This window comes from Corallococcus sp. CA049B (assembly GCF_003611685.1).
GTDB lineage: Bacteria > Myxococcota > Myxococcia > Myxococcales > Myxococcaceae > Corallococcus > Corallococcus coralloides.
The window spans coordinates 1-13,838 of the sequence record NZ_RAWC01000240.1; the positions used below are offsets into that span (position 1 = coordinate 1).

Sequence of the window (13,838 nt, forward strand, 5' to 3'; positions counted from 1 at the left end):
GGGTGGCGGACGCGGGGGCAACCACCTGGACGGGCTGGGCGCGCTGGGCGGTCCGGACCTCGGCGGTCTGGGAGGTGAGGGTGGAGTCCAGCCCCTTGGCGAAGGCGACGAGCTGCGCATCCGTCCCGCCAGAGCCCAGCTTGCGCAGGGACTTCCAGAACGGGTGGGTGGCGTCCCCGGTCTTCACCAGCCCCTGGGCCAGCAGCGGCACGGTCGCGTCGCGCTCCACGGTGCTGGCGGTGCGCAGGGCAACGACCAGCTCCTCGGGGGCCGTGCGGGCCACCTCGCCCAGGCCGTCCGCCAGCTCGTCCTGCGCCTCCAGGTCACGGGCGGCGCCGGCCGCGCGGCACAGCTCCAGCACGCGGGCCAGGGCCTCCGTGTTTCCGCCGGAGGCCAGCTCCACCATGCTGCTCACGCCGGGCACGCCCACGGACAGGGCGTGGGCCACCTGGCGCAGGCGGCCGTAGACGTCATCCGTGGCGGAGTAGCTGTCCAGCAGCGTGCGGGTGCCCAGGTAGTCGTGCGGGTTGGACTGGTAGAGGCTCTCCGCCAGCACGGCGCGCACGGCGGGGTCGCGCTCGCTGCGCCACGCGGTGCGCAGGAAGCCGATGTTGCGTTGATCGCGCTGCTTGCCCAGCTCCAGGTAGGTCCTCACGCGGTTGGCGATGTCCGGCAGGCCGCCCTGGGGCTTCTGGCCTTCATTGAGGGAGGCCAGCGCGGTGTCCGGCCCCAGCGTGGAGCCGGTGGCGGCCACGGCGGCGCCCAGCGCGTCCATGCCCGCGACGACGGGGCCGGCGCGGCCCGCGTAGTCGTTGACCATGATGGAGAAGGAGAACTTCTCTCCGCCCGCGGACTGCACGTAGCCGCTGAGCGCGGAGACGCCCTCCAGGGTGCCCGTCTTGGCGCGCAGCCGGCCCACGGCGTCCGTGCCGTCGAAGCGGTACTTGAGCGTGCCGTCCTTGCCGGCGATGCCCAGCGAGGACAGGTACTCCGGGGCCAGCGGGAAGCGCTCGTACATGTGGCGCAGGAGCCGGTCCACCTGCGCGGTGGAGAAGCGGTTGGCGTCGTTGAGACCGCTGCCGTTCTTCATCACGTAGGTGCCGCGCGGGATGCCCACGTCGCGAGCCAGGAACTCCTCCACCACGTCGACGCCCTTGGTGAACGAGCCCGGCTGTCCGCGCAGCTCCGCGCCCATCGTCTTGAGGAGCGTCTCCGCGACGAAGTTGCTGGACAGCTTGTTGAGGCGCTTGAGGACGATGTCGAACGTGTCCGACTGGGCCACGTACACGACCTTCGCGCGCGAAGGCGCCAGGCCCAGCTTCACCTTGCCCTTCACCTTCACGCCGCGCGAGGCGAGCAGCTGCTTCAGCGTGTAGCCGAAGTACATGGGCGGGTTGTCGATCTTCTTCCAGACGCTGACGGCGCCGCGCTCGTCGGGGACCTGGCCCTTGACGATGATCTTCTGCTTGTCGCCATAGCCGCTGGACTTCACGGACAAGCGCCGGGCGCGGCCGGGGCCGCTGGAGACGGCGCTGTCCACGACGAAGAAGTCACTGGGCGGCTCCATGTCCACCGCGGCCTTGCCGCCGGGAGCGGCGCGCACGTAGACGGCGACCGCGTTCCAGTTGAGGCTCACCGCGCCGGTGGGCGCCATGTACGCGCGGTCGGAGTCCTCCTGGTCGTAGCCGGGCGGCGTGCGCTCGGCGTCGAACCAGGAATCATCCACGACGATGTCCTGCACCTCCTTGAGGCCCGCGTGGAGCAGCTCGGAGGTCATGCCGTAGAGGCGCTCGGTGGTGACGGTGGGGTCGCCCTTGCCGCGCACGTAGAGCGTCTTGACCTTGCCGTCGGCGGGCAGGTCCTGGTCCACGAGGAACTCCGTCTCGTAGCGGAACTCCGGCCCCAGGGCGACGAGCGCCGCGGAGGACGTGACCAGCTTCACGTTGGAGGCGGGGTTGAGCAGCTCATCCGCGTTGTGGCTGAACACCACGGTGCCGTCGTCCAGGCTCTGCATGTGGACGCCGACACGGCTGCTCTTGAGCGCGGTGCGCTGCATCACCTGGACGAGCGCGTTCTTCAGCGCCTCGCGCTCAGCCTTTTTCTCGGCGGACGGCGACGCGGCCAGGGTGGCGGAAGGCAGCCACAAGACAATGGCGGTCGCTGCCCAGAAGGGTCTGGTTCGAAAAACCTGCACGCACGCTCCGGGGAAGTCGCGTTCCATTATGAAGAAGGGACGAAAGGGGCGGCAAGGGTGGGGGGAGGATCCACGTCCGCCGTTACCCTGCACGCCTGCCTGCTTCCTGGAAACAGGAAGAAGGCTGTCGCAGCATGGACGCCCCGCCTGACATCCACCTCGTGACAGACGCCATGCCTCCCCTGCCCTCCCGCGCCGCCCGGGTGTCCTTCATCGCGCTGGCGCTGGTGCTTGACTCCGGCTGCCGCGCCCCTGCGCCTCCGGCGGGCATCACGGTGTTGTTGGAGGCCCCACCGGACAGCCTGGACGATCGCTTCGCCCTCACGGCCCATGGACAGCGGCTGGCGCAGCTCGTCAGCCCGGGGCTGCTCACCTTCGATGACTCGAGCCGGCCCGTGCCCCAGCTGGCGGAGTCCTTCCGGGAGGTCTCTCCCACGGTGGTGGAGTTCGTCCTCCGTCCGAATCTGACCTTCCACGACGGGAGCGCCCTCACGTCAGAGGACGTGAAGGCCACCTTCGATGCCCTGATGAATCCGAAGCTGGGCAGCCCCAAGCGCGAGCGGTACGAGCCGGTGGAGCGGGTGGAGGTGGTGGACGCCCGCACGGTGCGCTTCCACTTGAAGCGGCCCTATGCGCCGCTGCTCGCGGAGCTGTCCGCGGCCATCCTGCCCGCGGAGCGCGTGGGGCCCGGAGGCATCGAGGCGCAGGGGACGCACCCGGTGGGCGCCGGGCCGTTCCGGTTCGAATCGTGGCCGGACGAAGAGCACCTGACGCTGGTCCCCTTCGAGGGCTGGCACGGAGGGAAGCCCGCCGTGCCGAGGCTGACGTTCCGGGTGGTCCGGGACGAGACGACGCGGGTGCTGGAGCTGCTCAAGGGCCGCGCGGACCTGGTGGTGAACAACGTGTCCCCGGCGGTGCTGCCCGCGCTGCGCGAGTCGCCCCACCTGCGCGTGGTGACGAAGCCGGGCACGGGCTTCACGTACCTGGGCATCAACCTGCGCGAGGGACCGCTCGCGGACGTGCGCGTGCGCCAGGCGCTGTGCCACCTCATCGACGTGCGCCCGTTGGTGGAGCACAAGCTGCACGGGCTGGCGGAGCCCGCGTCCAGCATGCTGCCTCGCGAGCACTGGGCCTTCACCCGGACGCCGGGCTGCGGCTACGCGCCGGAGGAGGCGGCGCGGCTGCTGGACGCGGCGGGGTATCCGGATCCGGACGGGCCCGGGGGACAGCCGCGCCTGTCCTTCACCTTCAAGACAAGCACGGATCGCTTCCGGCGCGCGGTGGCGCTGGTGCTCAAGGAGCAACTGGCGAAGGGCGGCATCGCCGTGGAGGTGCGGGCGCTGGAGTTCGGGACGTTCTTCGAGGACGTGCGCCGGGGGCGCTTCGAGCTGTTCACGTTGAAGTGGGCCGCCGTGATGGAGCCGGACCTGCTGCGGGGCGCGTTCCATTCCGCGAACATCCCCGGGCCGGAGAACCACTGGGGCGGGTTCAATCGCGGAGCGCTGAAGGACCCGGCGTTGGACCGCGTGCTGGACGCGGCGACGCAGGCGTCTCGCGAGGAGCGGAAGGTTCTGTACGCGGAGGCGCAGCGGGAGCTGGACGCGGACATGCCCGTCATCCCGCTGTGGCATGAGGCCAGCGTCGCGGTGGTGTCCTCGCGGCTCGCGGACTTCGAGCCCAGCGCACACGGCCTGCTGCTGCCGCTGGCGAAGGCACGGGAAGTGATGCCCGAGCGTGGGAGCCCCCCGTGACCCGGAGGCTCGTGTCCGCGGTCATCGCGATGGTGGGGGCGCTGCTGCTGGTGTCGCTGTTCCTGCACCTCGTGCCTGGGGACCCGGTGGACGTGATGCTGGGGGAGCAGGCGACGCAGGTGGACCGCGCGGCGTTGCGGCAGGCCGTGGGGTTGGACCTGCCCTGGTACGCGCAGCTCTGGACGTTCGCTCGCGACCTGGCCACCGGGGAGCTGCGCACGTCGCTGCCTCCGTTCCAGCGCAAGGTGCTTCCGGCCCTGGGCGCGGCGCTGCCGTACACGCTGCTGCTCACGGTGTCGGCCATGGCCGTGTCCCTGGTGCTGGCGCTGCCCCTGGGCGTGATGGCGGCGGCGCGGCGAGGGACGCCCGTGGACGCGGCGGCGATGGGCGTGTCCGTGGCGGGTGTCGCCCTGCCCCGCTTCTGGCTGGGCCCGGTGCTGATCATCGTCTTCGCGCTGAAGCTGGACTGGCTGCCCGTGTCGGGCGCGGAGTCGTGGCGGCACCTGGTGCTGCCCGCGTTCACGCTGGGCACCGCGCTGGCCGCGTTCCTCGCCCGGATGACGCGCGCGACGATGTTGGAAGCGCTGCGCGAGGACTACGTCACGGTGGCCCGGGCCAAGGGCCTGTCGCCTCGCGTGGTGCTGTGGAAGCACGCGTTCCGCAACGCGCTGCTGCCGCTGGTGACCGTGCTGGGCCTGGAGTTCGGCGCGCTGCTCGGCGGCGCCATCGTGACGGAGAAGGTGTTCGCGTGGCCAGGCATGGGCACGCTGCTGCTCACCGCCATCGAGAAGCGTGACTACAACACCGTGCGCGCCACGGTGCTCCTCTTCACCTTCTGCTACGTCATGGTCAACACGCTCACCGACCTCGCGTATGCGTGGGTCGACCCGCGCGTGCGGAGGCGGTCATGAGCGCGGCCCACCGCTTCCGGCTGCACTCGTGGGGCGCCCGGTTCGGGTTCGCCGTGGCGTGCGTCTGGGTGTTCACCGCGCTGTTCGCGCCGTGGCTCAGCCCGCATTCGCCGGACGCCATCGACCTCACGCGCGAGCTGTTGCCCCCGACGTCCGGCCACCTGCTGGGCACGGGGGAGAACGGCATCGATGTGCTCACCCACGTGCTGTACGGCGCGCGCGTGTCGCTGGAGGTGTCCTTCTTCGCCGTGGTGCTGTCCGCCGCGGTGGGCATCACGCTGGGCGGCATCGCGGGCTACGCGGGCGGGCTCGTGGACGAAGCGCTGATGCGGGGGGTGGACGTGCTGCTCGCCTTCCCCGGCATCCTGCTGGCGCTGTTCATCACCGCGGTGCTGGGCCCCAGCCTCGCCAACGTGGTGTTCGCCCTGTCCTTCACCGGGTGGACGGGCTACGCGCGGCTGACGCGCGGACAGGTGCTCACCCTTCGCGAGCGCGACTACGTGCAGGCTGCTCGGGCGCTGGGCAGCGGACCGGGCCGCATCCTCGTGCGGCACCTCCTGCCCAACGCGGCGGGGCCGCTGCTCGTGCAGGCGACGTTCGCGCTGCCGGGCGCCATCGTCGCGGAGGCGTCCCTGAGCTTCCTGGGCCTGGGCGTCCCGCCGGGCACGCCGTCATGGGGCGCGCTGGTGGACCAGGGGACGCAGTACCTGCTGGTGGCGCCGCACGTGGCCCTCTTCCCCGGCATCGCGCTGGCGGTCACCGTGCTGGGCTTCAACCTGCTGGGCGATGCGCTGCGCGACGCGATGGATCCGCGTCATGGAGGCCGGTGACTTGAAGGCCCCTTGCGTCCCTGGCAGGAAGCAGGGACGGAGGTGACGAGCGCATGAAGGCCGTGGTGCAGCGGGTGCTGGAAGCGTCAGTGACGGTGGATGGGCAGCGGGTGAGCGAGATGGGCCCGGGCCTGCTCGTGCTGCTGGGCGTGGGCAAGGGCGACACCGACGCGGACATGACGTGGATGGTGGAGAAGCTGGCCACGCTGCGCATCTTCGAGGACGCCGACGGCAAGATGAACCTGTCGCTGGAGGACACCTCCAAGCACCTCATCGTCGTCAGCCAGTTCACCCTCTACGGCGACGCGCGCAAGGGCCGCCGGCCCAGCTTCATCGACGCGATGGAGCCCGTCGCGGCCAAGGCCCTCTACGAGCGCACCTGCGCAGCGCTGCGCCAGCGCGGCCTCACCGTGGGCACCGGCATCTTCGCCGCGGACATGAAGGTCGCGCTCGTCAACGACGGGCCCGTCACCCTCCTCCTGGAGAGCCCGCCGAAGGCCGCGGCTCCGGCCTGAAGCCTCAGCGCACGTCCAGCGTGCGGCGGAAGAAGGTCACGCCCTCCGCGTTCGTGCGCGCATGCGAGGCCGGGCGCGTCCCCTTAACCGGGTCGCTGCACAGCATGGCGATGACGTCGAAGCCCTTCGGGTAGCACTCGGGCAGGAAGGTGAAGTGGCCCGCGTCGTCCAGGACCACCGTCGTCGTGGTCGCGGGTGGCAACAGCCCCGCCAGGTGCATGCCGTGCCCTTCGTGCGGCATCAGCTCATCGCCCTTCGCGAGCACCAGCTCCACCGGCCTCTGGACGTCGGCGGTGTCGCGCGCCTCGAAGGAGGCGGCCATGCCCGGCGCCATCGCGAACGCGGCCTTCACTCGCGGCTCCAGATACGACGCTCGCGCGTGCTTCATGTCGATGCGGCGGTAGTCCACGTCGCGCAGGCCCTCGCAGCCAATCTCCTCCTTCGTGCCCGGCGTCTTGCAGCGCTTTTCAATCCACTCGAGGTTCAGGTTCAGCCCCACCAGCGCGAGCGCCGTGTAGCCGCCCATCGAGTGCCCCGCCGCGCCGATGCGCTCCGGATCCACGCGCGAGCCCCACTTCGGATCCTTCAGCAGGTGGTCCAGGACGACCTTGAAATCTTGCGGACGCTCATAGGCGCGCGCGAAGCCCTCCGGGCTCGTGTCCCCGAAGGTGTTGCCCGGGTGGTTCAGCCCCACCACGACGAAGCCATGCGCCGCCAGGTTCGCGCCGAACCAGGCCAGGTCCATCACCGAGCCGCCGCTCCCGTGCGACAGCAGCACCACCGGCCAGCGCTCCCGCGCGTCCGACAGCGGTGCGTCCTTCGCGCCGTAGAAGGGCTTGAACAGGTCCGACGGCGCGCGGTTGTCCATCGGCGTTCCGGGCGCCACCGGGTACCAGACCCACGGCTTCAGCGTGCGGCGGCGGACCGCGTCCTCGTACGTCAGCGATTGCGTGACGCCCACCGCGTAGGCCGCGTCCGCGCCGTAGAGCGCCGTGTGGTCCGTGCGAGGAGCCTCCGTCGCCTTCTTCGCGGAAGAACAGCCGCCCGTCAGCAGCGCGACGGCGACGAGGAGCATGGAACCCACGGGGAACAGGAAGCGGCGCATGTCCCGGAGCATGACCGGGAACGACCGGGCAAGGAAACGAGGGAAGCTCCGTCCGCCTCGGCCGGGCAGCACCCGGGACCTGGCCCTCAGGTCACAGCCGCACGGTGGTCCCGCGCGTCACCAGCGCGGCCAGCCCCTGCTTCGTCTGCGCGGCGCCGCGCAGGTGCAGCGTGAGCGCGCCCAGCTCGCGGATCCACGTGGCCGCGTTCGGGCCCAGGCCGGAGAACAGCACGGACAGGGGCGGCGGCTGGGGCAGCTTCCCCGTCCAGTAGCCCAGCACCTCGTCGCGCTCCGGCAGCACCGGCAGCTTCAGGCGCTCCTGCTCCCGCGTCAGCAGCCGCTCCAGCTTTCGCGGCAGGTTCACCTGCCAGTGCAACACCGTCTTCGCCGGCCGCCAGGCCCAGTCCGCGAAGGCGAACCGCTCACGGACCGCGTACTCCCCCCGGCCCTGCGTGACGAAGACGCGGTCCGGCGGAAACTCCGGGAAGGGGTCCCACTGCCCGGCCAGGAGCGACGCCAGCCCCTGCTCGCCCGGGGGGCGCCGGCGGAAGTTGTCCCGCACCACGCGCGCCGCCTTCGTGTCCCAATAGGGATAGGCCGGGTCCTCCACCATCAGCGCCAGGTTCAGCGCCTCGTCCCACTCGTCCGCGTAGCCGCCGGGGGACCCGCCCACCTCCCAGCCGCCGGGCGCCTCGCGCCAGGGCTGGAACACCAGCCGGTCCACCAGGTCCATCCACCCGTCCGAGTCCACCGACCCCACGCCCCCCGGCAGCGCCGACGAGGCCAGCCGCTGGCAGAGCGTGAACGCCTGCGCGTCACCCAGGTGGTTGGACAGGGCCTCCAGCGCGCCGGAGGCATCTCCCATGGCGCGCGTGAAGAACGGCAGCACCTGCTCGTGGAAGAAGCGGTCGTTGATGGGGCGCAGGACGACGTCCATGCGGGGCGTCTCCTGTCAGGCCCTCAGGGCCGCGCGTCTTCCTGGACGATGAGGGCGTGGATGTCCGCGGCCGAGGGCGCCTCGAGGATGGCCGCCCGGAAGCGCGGGTTCTTGAACAGCCGCGAGATGCGCGCCAGCGCCTTCAGGTGCACCCCCGCGCTGTTCTCCGGCGCAACCAGCGCGAAGAACAGGTGCGTGGGCTTGCCGTCGATGGACTCGAAGTCCACCCCCGCGCGAGACACGCAGAAGGCCGCCTGGAGGCTGTCCATGCCCGCCAGCTTGCCGTGGGGGATGGCCACGCCTTCGCCAATGCCAGTGCTGCCCAGCTTCTCGCGTTCCTGGAGCACCGCCACCAGCCGGTCCTCGCGCAGCGTCGGGTGCGCCCGGACCAACGTGGCACTCAGCTCGCGCAGCACCTCCGCTTTCGTCCGGGCTTGCATGTCCGCGACGACCGCCTGGGGGCTGAGGAAATCGGCGATTCTCAATGGCGCTCCCGCACTGGCGCTCCGGCACTGGCGCTCCGGGCCGGCAATGATTCCTCGGCCGGCAATTACTCCTCACACTGGATTCGCGCAAGAGTCGCCTGGGCGGTGGCAGGCGCTTCGCTCACTGCGCGTCAGCCCGAGCCGTTCCCCCCACCCCGGCCCGGGCCCCGGGCTCCGGGCCCGGAGATGGCCCCGGACCCGGTTCCCGGCACGAACGGTTGCCCGTCAGGTGCCCGTGGCGGCCACCGGCACGTCGGGCAGGTGCGGCTCGATGAGGCCGAACCCCCCCTCCTTGCGGCGGTAGACGATGGACAGCGCCTGGGACTGCTGGTTCTGGAACACGTAGAAGTCGTTGTTCATCAGGTTCATCTGCATCACCGCGTCGTCCACGGACAACGACTGGATGGCCAGATGCGTGGTGCGCACCAGGCGGGCGACGCCCGACTCGGCCACCGGCGTCTGGGCGGCGGGCGCGGAAGCCTCGGCGGTCTCCTCCGGCTCGTGGACCTCGAAGACGTCGTGGCGGACCTTCACCAGGTCCTGGCGGTGGTGGACCTTCTCCTTGCCGTGGTGCGACTTGAGCTTGTCGCGGTAGCGGCGCAGCTGCCGTTCGATCTTGTCCATCGCCAGGTCGATGGACGCGTACATGTCATCGCTCTTCTCACGCCCCCGGAGGACCCAGGCGCCGGAGTGGATGGTGATGTCCGCGTGATGCAGGTGCCGCTCCAACGACAGCACCACGTGGGCTTCACCCGCCCGGTCCAGCAGTCGGTTCACCCGCTCGACCTTTTCACGGGCGTACTCCTTCAGGGAATCCGACGATCCGAACTGACGGAAGGTGATGTTGAGCTGCATGCGTGGCCGCCTCCTAGGGAGAGAGGTAAGCTCCGTGACAGATCAGAAACGGAGCCCACGCCGAAAGCAACCCGGCCCCCCAGGTTGGAACTTCCCGTTCACGGCTCGCGCTCGCGAAAGCGACCGCAATAGGACACGTCTGGTGTCCGCTGCATGGCACGGCGGGGGGATTCCGACCCGGGCCTCATTTTCCGGTCAGCAGTCCCCCACACCGCGTGCGTGGCGCTCAGGCCAGCAACATGCCTGCGGCTCGTCCCGCGGCCCGGCGGATTCAGGGCACCACGGAGAGCACGAAGTCCTGCGCGTGGTAGATGGCGCCCGAGCACGACGCCACGCCCGCGCACTCGCTCACGACGCCCTCCAGGGCCGCGCTCAGCGTCAGGGTGTGGTTCGCCTGCGGGGTGCCCGCGGGGATGGCGACGGTGGCCTTGTTGCCGTCCTGCGTGACGGCGAGCACGCCGGGCGCGCGGCCCTCTTCCCGCAGGAGCAGCGCCTCCACCGTCCCGGGAACCTCCGAGGACGGCTCCCAGAGGAAGTCGTAGGACTGCCCCACGCGCAGCTTGTCCGGAGTGCCCTCGCCCTGGAACGTGAACCTGCGCTTGGCCTTGGCGTTCTTCGCCACCAGGCGCACGGTGCTGGAGGCGTCCTGCAGCTGCACGACGATGTCCTCCAACGGCTCGCGGCCCCAGGCGGCCGGGTCGAAGTTGAAGTAGGCGCGGCTGTTCTCGCACGCCTCCGAGCGCCCGCCCACGTCCGACGCGCCGCCCGGCACCAGCGTCATGGGCTGGCCGTTGAGGGTGGCCGTCACGTCGTCGGCGAAGCGCGAGCACGGGCCGTCCGCCGCCACCGAGTAGCTGACGGTGACGCGGTGCGCGCCCTGCGCGTCCGGCGTCTCCGCGTCATCCACGTCCGCCAGCGCGAAGGTGAGCGAGCGGTCCGACAGCTCCGCCAGCGACATCACCTTCGTCTCGCCGCCGCTGCATCCGGTGAGCGCAACGAGCGCCCCCAGGACGGTGAAGCGGGACACGGTTCGACGCGGGCTCGGAGCAATGAAGGTCATGGCGGCCGGCACTCTATCACTCCCGCGCCAGCAGTCCTTCGAGCCGCGCCTTCACGCCGGGCCACTCCGTGTCGATGAACCCATAGTACGCGCTGTCCCGCACCACGCCGCCGCGCACCAGCATGTGGTTGCGCAGGATGCCCTCGAAGGAAGCGCCCAGGCGCTCGATGGCCGCCCTGGAGCGCGCGTTGCGGCTGTCCGTCTTGAGCTGCACGCGCATCACGCCCAGCGACTCGAAGGCGTGCGTGAGGAGCAGGGACTTGCACTCGGTGTTCACCCGCGAGCGCCACGCCCGCCGCGCCAGCCACGTGGAGCCGATTTCGAGCGTGCGGTACTCGCGGGAGATGTCCAGGTAGCGCGTGGAGCCCACCACGGTGCCGCCCGCCAGCTCGCGGATGGCGAAGGGCCGCTCGGTGCCCGCGGCGGCCGCCTTCAGCGCGCTGGCGACGTAGTCCGCGACGTCCGCTTCCGTGCGCAGCACGCGTGAGAAGTGGGCGAAGACCTCCGGCTCGCAGACCGCCGCGAGCGCGGGCACGTGCGCGAGCGTCAGCGGCTCCAGCCGCACCGCCCTCCCCTCCAGGGTGACGGGCGGGACGACGAGCGGCACGGGGTCACGGCGGGGAACGCCGACATCGGCGGGGAGCACGGGGTCCATGGACCGCTTCATGCCCCAAACCGGCCCTGGCGTGCAGGGCCGGTGATGGCGGACGGCTTTAGAAGTACTTCTTGCGCTTGCTGCTGGGGAGGATGCCCAGCACCTCGCGGTACTTGGCCACCGTGCGGCGGGCGATTTCCGTGCCCTGCGAGCGCAGCAGCTCCACGATCTTCTGGTCCGAGTACGGGTTGCGCGAGTCTTCCTGCGACACCAGCTGCTTGATGTGGTGCTTCACGGCCTCGCTGGCCGTGTCCTCGCCGGACACGCGCGCGATGGACGAGTTGAAGAAGTACTTCAGCTCGAAGATGCCCTGCGGCGTGTGCACGTACTTGCTGGTGGTGACGCGGCTGACGGTGGACTCGTGCATGCCGATGTCCTCCGCCACGTCGCGCAGGATGAGCGGCTTCAGGTGCGCGATGCCCTTGTCCAGGAAGTCCCGCTGGAACTTCACGATGCTCTCGGTGACCTTGTAGATGGTCCGCTGCCGCTGGTGGATGGAGCGGATGAGCCACATCGCGCTGCGCAGCTTGTCCTGGATGAACTCCTTCGTCTGCCCGGGGCTCACCGCGCCCGTCTTGAGCGCGTTCCGGTACATGCCGGAGATGCGCAGCTTGGACAGGCCGTCGTCGTTGAGGACCACCGTGTAGTCGTCGTCCCCCAGCTTGTAGACGAAGACGTCCGGGGTGATGTACTGCGCGTCATCCCCGCTGAAGTTGCGGCCCGGCCGCGGGTCCAGCTTCGGGAGCAGCTTCGCCGCCGCGACCACCTCTTCCAGGGTGACCTTGAGGTCCTTGGCGATGGCCGGCAGGTTCTTGGACTCCAGATATTTCATGTGGCGCTTGATGATGAGGCCCAGCAGCGCCGCGTTCGGGTCCTTCATCGCCTGCAACTGGATGAGCAGGCACTCCTGCAGGTCGCGCGCGCCGCAGCCCCGGGGCTCCAGGTTCTGGATGCGGCGCAGGGTGCGCTCGGCCACGTGCATGGGCACGTCCGCCTCGTTGGCCAGGCGGATGAGCGGGTCGCCCTCCACGTCCGGCAGCTTGAGGTAGCCGTCGTCGTCCAGGTTCCCCAGGATGAGCACGCCCACGCGGCGCTCGGCCTCGTTGAGCCGCAGCGTGCCCAGCTGCTCCTGGAGGTGGTCGACCAGGTCCTCCTTCTTCACCATGTTGGCTTCGAACGACGGCAGGTCGTCCGTGGCCACGTTGCCCTTGTTGGAGGCGGTGGTGGGCTCGTTGAACTGGTAGCTGTTGAGGTAGGACTCCCAGTCAATCTCCGGGGGGCCCTCGCCGTCCGCCTTGAACTCCTGGGCCGTCTCAGGCGTCGCCGACGGCAGGTCCACGTCGCGCGCGATTTCCGCGTTGTCCGCTTCGAGCGAGGCCTCGCCAGGCTCCTTCTCGCTCACCTCGCCGGGCATGCCCTCCTCGGGCTGCTCCAGCAGGGGGTTCTGCTCCATCTCCTCGCGGACCTGGTCCAGGAGCTCCATTCGCGAGAGCTGGAGGAGCTTGATGGCCTGCTGCAGCTGGGGCGTCATCACCAGCTGCTGCGCGAGCTTCAGGCTCTGTTTGAGTTCCATCGCCATGTGGGGGCGTCTCCGGAAGGCTTGCGTGCCACCTGATTGGAGGTTCCAATCAAGGACCGTGCCAACCTAACAAGGACCCCCGGCCACGTCCAGTGCCCCAGCGCATGGTTTCTGATTTGCATTGTCGAAAATCCGCTGGAAATCCGACAGGTTGTCGCAACCCCTGCTCGCCTGGCAGATGTTCAGACGTCGACGCAAAAGCGGGGCCAACTTCACCCGGAGCATCTGGAGACATACGGAGAGGGCGGCTTTTCACGGAGCCTGGAGACGGAACCGGTCTCCCAGGTAGACGGCCTTCGCGCGGGCCGAGCCGGCGATCTGCGCGGGGGTGCCCTCCTCCAGAATCTGCCCCTGTGCGATGATGTAGGCCCGGTCGCAGATGCCCAGGGTGTCCTGGACGTTGTGGTCGGTGATGAGGATGCCCAGGCCCCGCTCGCGCAGCAGGTGGATCTGCCGCTGGAGGTCGCCCACGTTGATGGGGTCCACGCCGGCGAAGGGCTCGTCGAAGAGGATGAAGCGGGGGGCGGGGATGAGGCTGCGGGCGATCTCGGCGCGCCGCCGCTCGCCGCCGGAGAGCGTCTCGCCCCAGGACTCGGCGACGTGGGAGAGGCCGAACTCCTCCAGGAGGGTGTCCGCGCGCTGCTTGCGGTCCTGGGCGGTGAGCCCCTTCTGGAGCTCCAGCACGGCCAGGAAGTTCTCGCGCACCGTGAGCTTGCGGAAGACGGAGGCCTCCTGCGGCAGGTAGCCCACGCCGCGGCGCGCGCGGCGGTGCATGGGCAGGTGGGTGAGGTCCTCGTCGCCCACGCGCACCCGGCCCGCGTCCGGCGTCACCAGGCCCACCACCATGTTGAAGCTCGTCGTCTTGCCGGCGCCGTTGGGGCCCAGGAGGCCCACGACCTCACCGGGGGCGACGTTGAAGGACACGTCGCGGACCACCTGCCGCTTGCGGAAGGACTTCTGG

Annotated in this window: 13 protein-coding genes; 4 read left to right on the top strand and 9 right to left on the bottom strand. The window is 70.2% G+C overall.

From position 1 onward, the window contains the following. Window positions 1-2,194, bottom strand: a 2,194-nt coding sequence (gene dacB / locus D7W82_RS33535; protein ID WP_120622218.1) for a D-alanyl-D-alanine carboxypeptidase/D-alanyl-D-alanine-endopeptidase, incomplete at its 3' end; no start/stop codon positions are given. A 134-nt stretch (window positions 2,195-2,328) separates the two neighbouring features. On the opposite strand from dacB, the gene D7W82_RS33540 reads away from it, so the two are divergent. From D7W82_RS33540 to dtd, 4 genes are read left to right on the top strand one after another with little or no spacing between them, the layout of a single operon-like run. Continuing rightward, the gene (locus tag D7W82_RS33540; protein WP_120622208.1) at window positions 2,329-3,945 is read left to right on the top strand and encodes an ABC transporter substrate-binding protein; all 1,617 of its coding nucleotides are present in this window, start codon (window positions 2,329-2,331) and stop codon (window positions 3,943-3,945) included. Continuing rightward, window positions 3,942-4,856 (top strand): ABC transporter permease, encoded by a 915-nt coding sequence (locus D7W82_RS33545; RefSeq protein ID WP_199727904.1) that lies wholly within the window; start codon window positions 3,942-3,944, stop codon window positions 4,854-4,856. Before D7W82_RS33540 ends, D7W82_RS33545 begins: the two co-directional genes overlap by 4 nt. Next, the gene (locus D7W82_RS33550; protein WP_120622209.1) at window positions 4,853-5,686 is read left to right on the top strand and encodes an ABC transporter permease; all 834 of its coding nucleotides are present in this window, start codon (window positions 4,853-4,855) and stop codon (window positions 5,684-5,686) included. Before D7W82_RS33545 ends, D7W82_RS33550 begins: the two co-directional genes overlap by 4 nt. A 53-nt stretch (window positions 5,687-5,739) precedes the next feature. Next, window positions 5,740-6,201 carry a D-aminoacyl-tRNA deacylase gene (gene dtd, locus D7W82_RS33555; RefSeq protein ID WP_120622210.1) on the top strand — a complete coding sequence of 154 codons (462 nt, stop codon included), beginning with the start codon at window positions 5,740-5,742 and terminating at the stop codon, window positions 6,199-6,201. Window positions 6,202-6,205: 4 nt separating this feature from the next. Here dtd and D7W82_RS33560 read toward each other — a convergent pair whose 3' ends face one another. The 8 genes from D7W82_RS33560 to lptB all read right to left on the bottom strand — a co-directional run. Beyond that, window positions 6,206-7,306, bottom strand: a complete 1,101-nt coding sequence (locus D7W82_RS33560; RefSeq protein WP_199727906.1) for an alpha/beta fold hydrolase — start codon at window positions 7,304-7,306, stop codon at window positions 6,206-6,208. Window positions 7,307-7,397: 91 nt separating this feature from the next. Continuing rightward, the gene (locus D7W82_RS33565) at window positions 7,398-8,243 is read right to left on the bottom strand and encodes a hypothetical protein (RefSeq protein ID WP_120622212.1); all 846 of its coding nucleotides are present in this window, start codon (window positions 8,241-8,243) and stop codon (window positions 7,398-7,400) included. A 23-nt stretch (window positions 8,244-8,266) separates the two neighbouring features. Further along, the gene (locus D7W82_RS33570) at window positions 8,267-8,728 is read right to left on the bottom strand and encodes a PTS sugar transporter subunit IIA (protein ID WP_120562033.1); all 462 of its coding nucleotides are present in this window, start codon (window positions 8,726-8,728) and stop codon (window positions 8,267-8,269) included. 225 nt (window positions 8,729-8,953) lie between these two features. Beyond that, on the bottom strand, window positions 8,954-9,583 hold the full coding sequence (hpf, locus tag D7W82_RS33575; RefSeq protein WP_120622213.1) for a ribosome hibernation-promoting factor, HPF/YfiA family: 630 nt from the start codon (window positions 9,581-9,583) through the stop codon (window positions 8,954-8,956). 271 nt (window positions 9,584-9,854) lie between these two features. Next, window positions 9,855-10,643 (bottom strand): hypothetical protein, encoded by a 789-nt coding sequence (locus D7W82_RS33580; protein WP_147439692.1) that lies wholly within the window; start codon window positions 10,641-10,643, stop codon window positions 9,855-9,857. Between the two features lie 16 nt (window positions 10,644-10,659). Further along, entirely contained in the window at window positions 10,660-11,298 is a 639-nt protein-coding gene (locus D7W82_RS33585) for a GNAT family N-acetyltransferase (RefSeq protein WP_120622215.1), read from the bottom strand. 58 nt (window positions 11,299-11,356) lie between these two features. Then, the gene (rpoN, locus tag D7W82_RS33590; RefSeq protein WP_120622216.1) at window positions 11,357-12,877 is read right to left on the bottom strand and encodes an RNA polymerase factor sigma-54; all 1,521 of its coding nucleotides are present in this window, start codon (window positions 12,875-12,877) and stop codon (window positions 11,357-11,359) included. A gap of 252 nt (window positions 12,878-13,129) precedes the next feature. Then, window positions 13,130-13,838 (bottom strand): LPS export ABC transporter ATP-binding protein (gene lptB, locus D7W82_RS33595; RefSeq protein ID WP_120622217.1); only part of this gene is annotated, 709 nt, incomplete at its 5' end.

Excerpts from the sequence above, each read along its gene's own strand:
- D7W82_RS33540 (WP_120622208.1), top strand. The coding sequence starts at position 2,329 with ATGGACGCCCCGCCTGACATCCACCTCGTGACAGACGCCATGCCTCCC.
- D7W82_RS33550 (WP_120622209.1), top strand. The coding sequence starts at position 4,853 with ATGAGCGCGGCCCACCGCTTCCGGCTGCACTCGTGGGGCGCCCGGTTC.
- dtd (WP_120622210.1), top strand. The coding sequence starts at position 5,740 with ATGAAGGCCGTGGTGCAGCGGGTGCTGGAAGCGTCAGTGACGGTGGAT.
- D7W82_RS33560 (WP_199727906.1), bottom strand. The coding sequence starts at position 7,306 with ATGCGCCGCTTCCTGTTCCCCGTGGGTTCCATGCTCCTCGTCGCCGTC.
- D7W82_RS33565 (WP_120622212.1), bottom strand. The coding sequence starts at position 8,243 with ATGGACGTCGTCCTGCGCCCCATCAACGACCGCTTCTTCCACGAGCAG.
- hpf (WP_120622213.1), bottom strand. The coding sequence starts at position 9,583 with ATGCAGCTCAACATCACCTTCCGTCAGTTCGGATCGTCGGATTCCCTG.
- D7W82_RS33580 (WP_147439692.1), bottom strand. The coding sequence starts at position 10,643 with ATGACCTTCATTGCTCCGAGCCCGCGTCGAACCGTGTCCCGCTTCACC.
- D7W82_RS33585 (WP_120622215.1), bottom strand. The coding sequence starts at position 11,298 with ATGGACCCCGTGCTCCCCGCCGATGTCGGCGTTCCCCGCCGTGACCCC.
- rpoN (WP_120622216.1), bottom strand. The coding sequence starts at position 12,877 with ATGGCGATGGAACTCAAACAGAGCCTGAAGCTCGCGCAGCAGCTGGTG.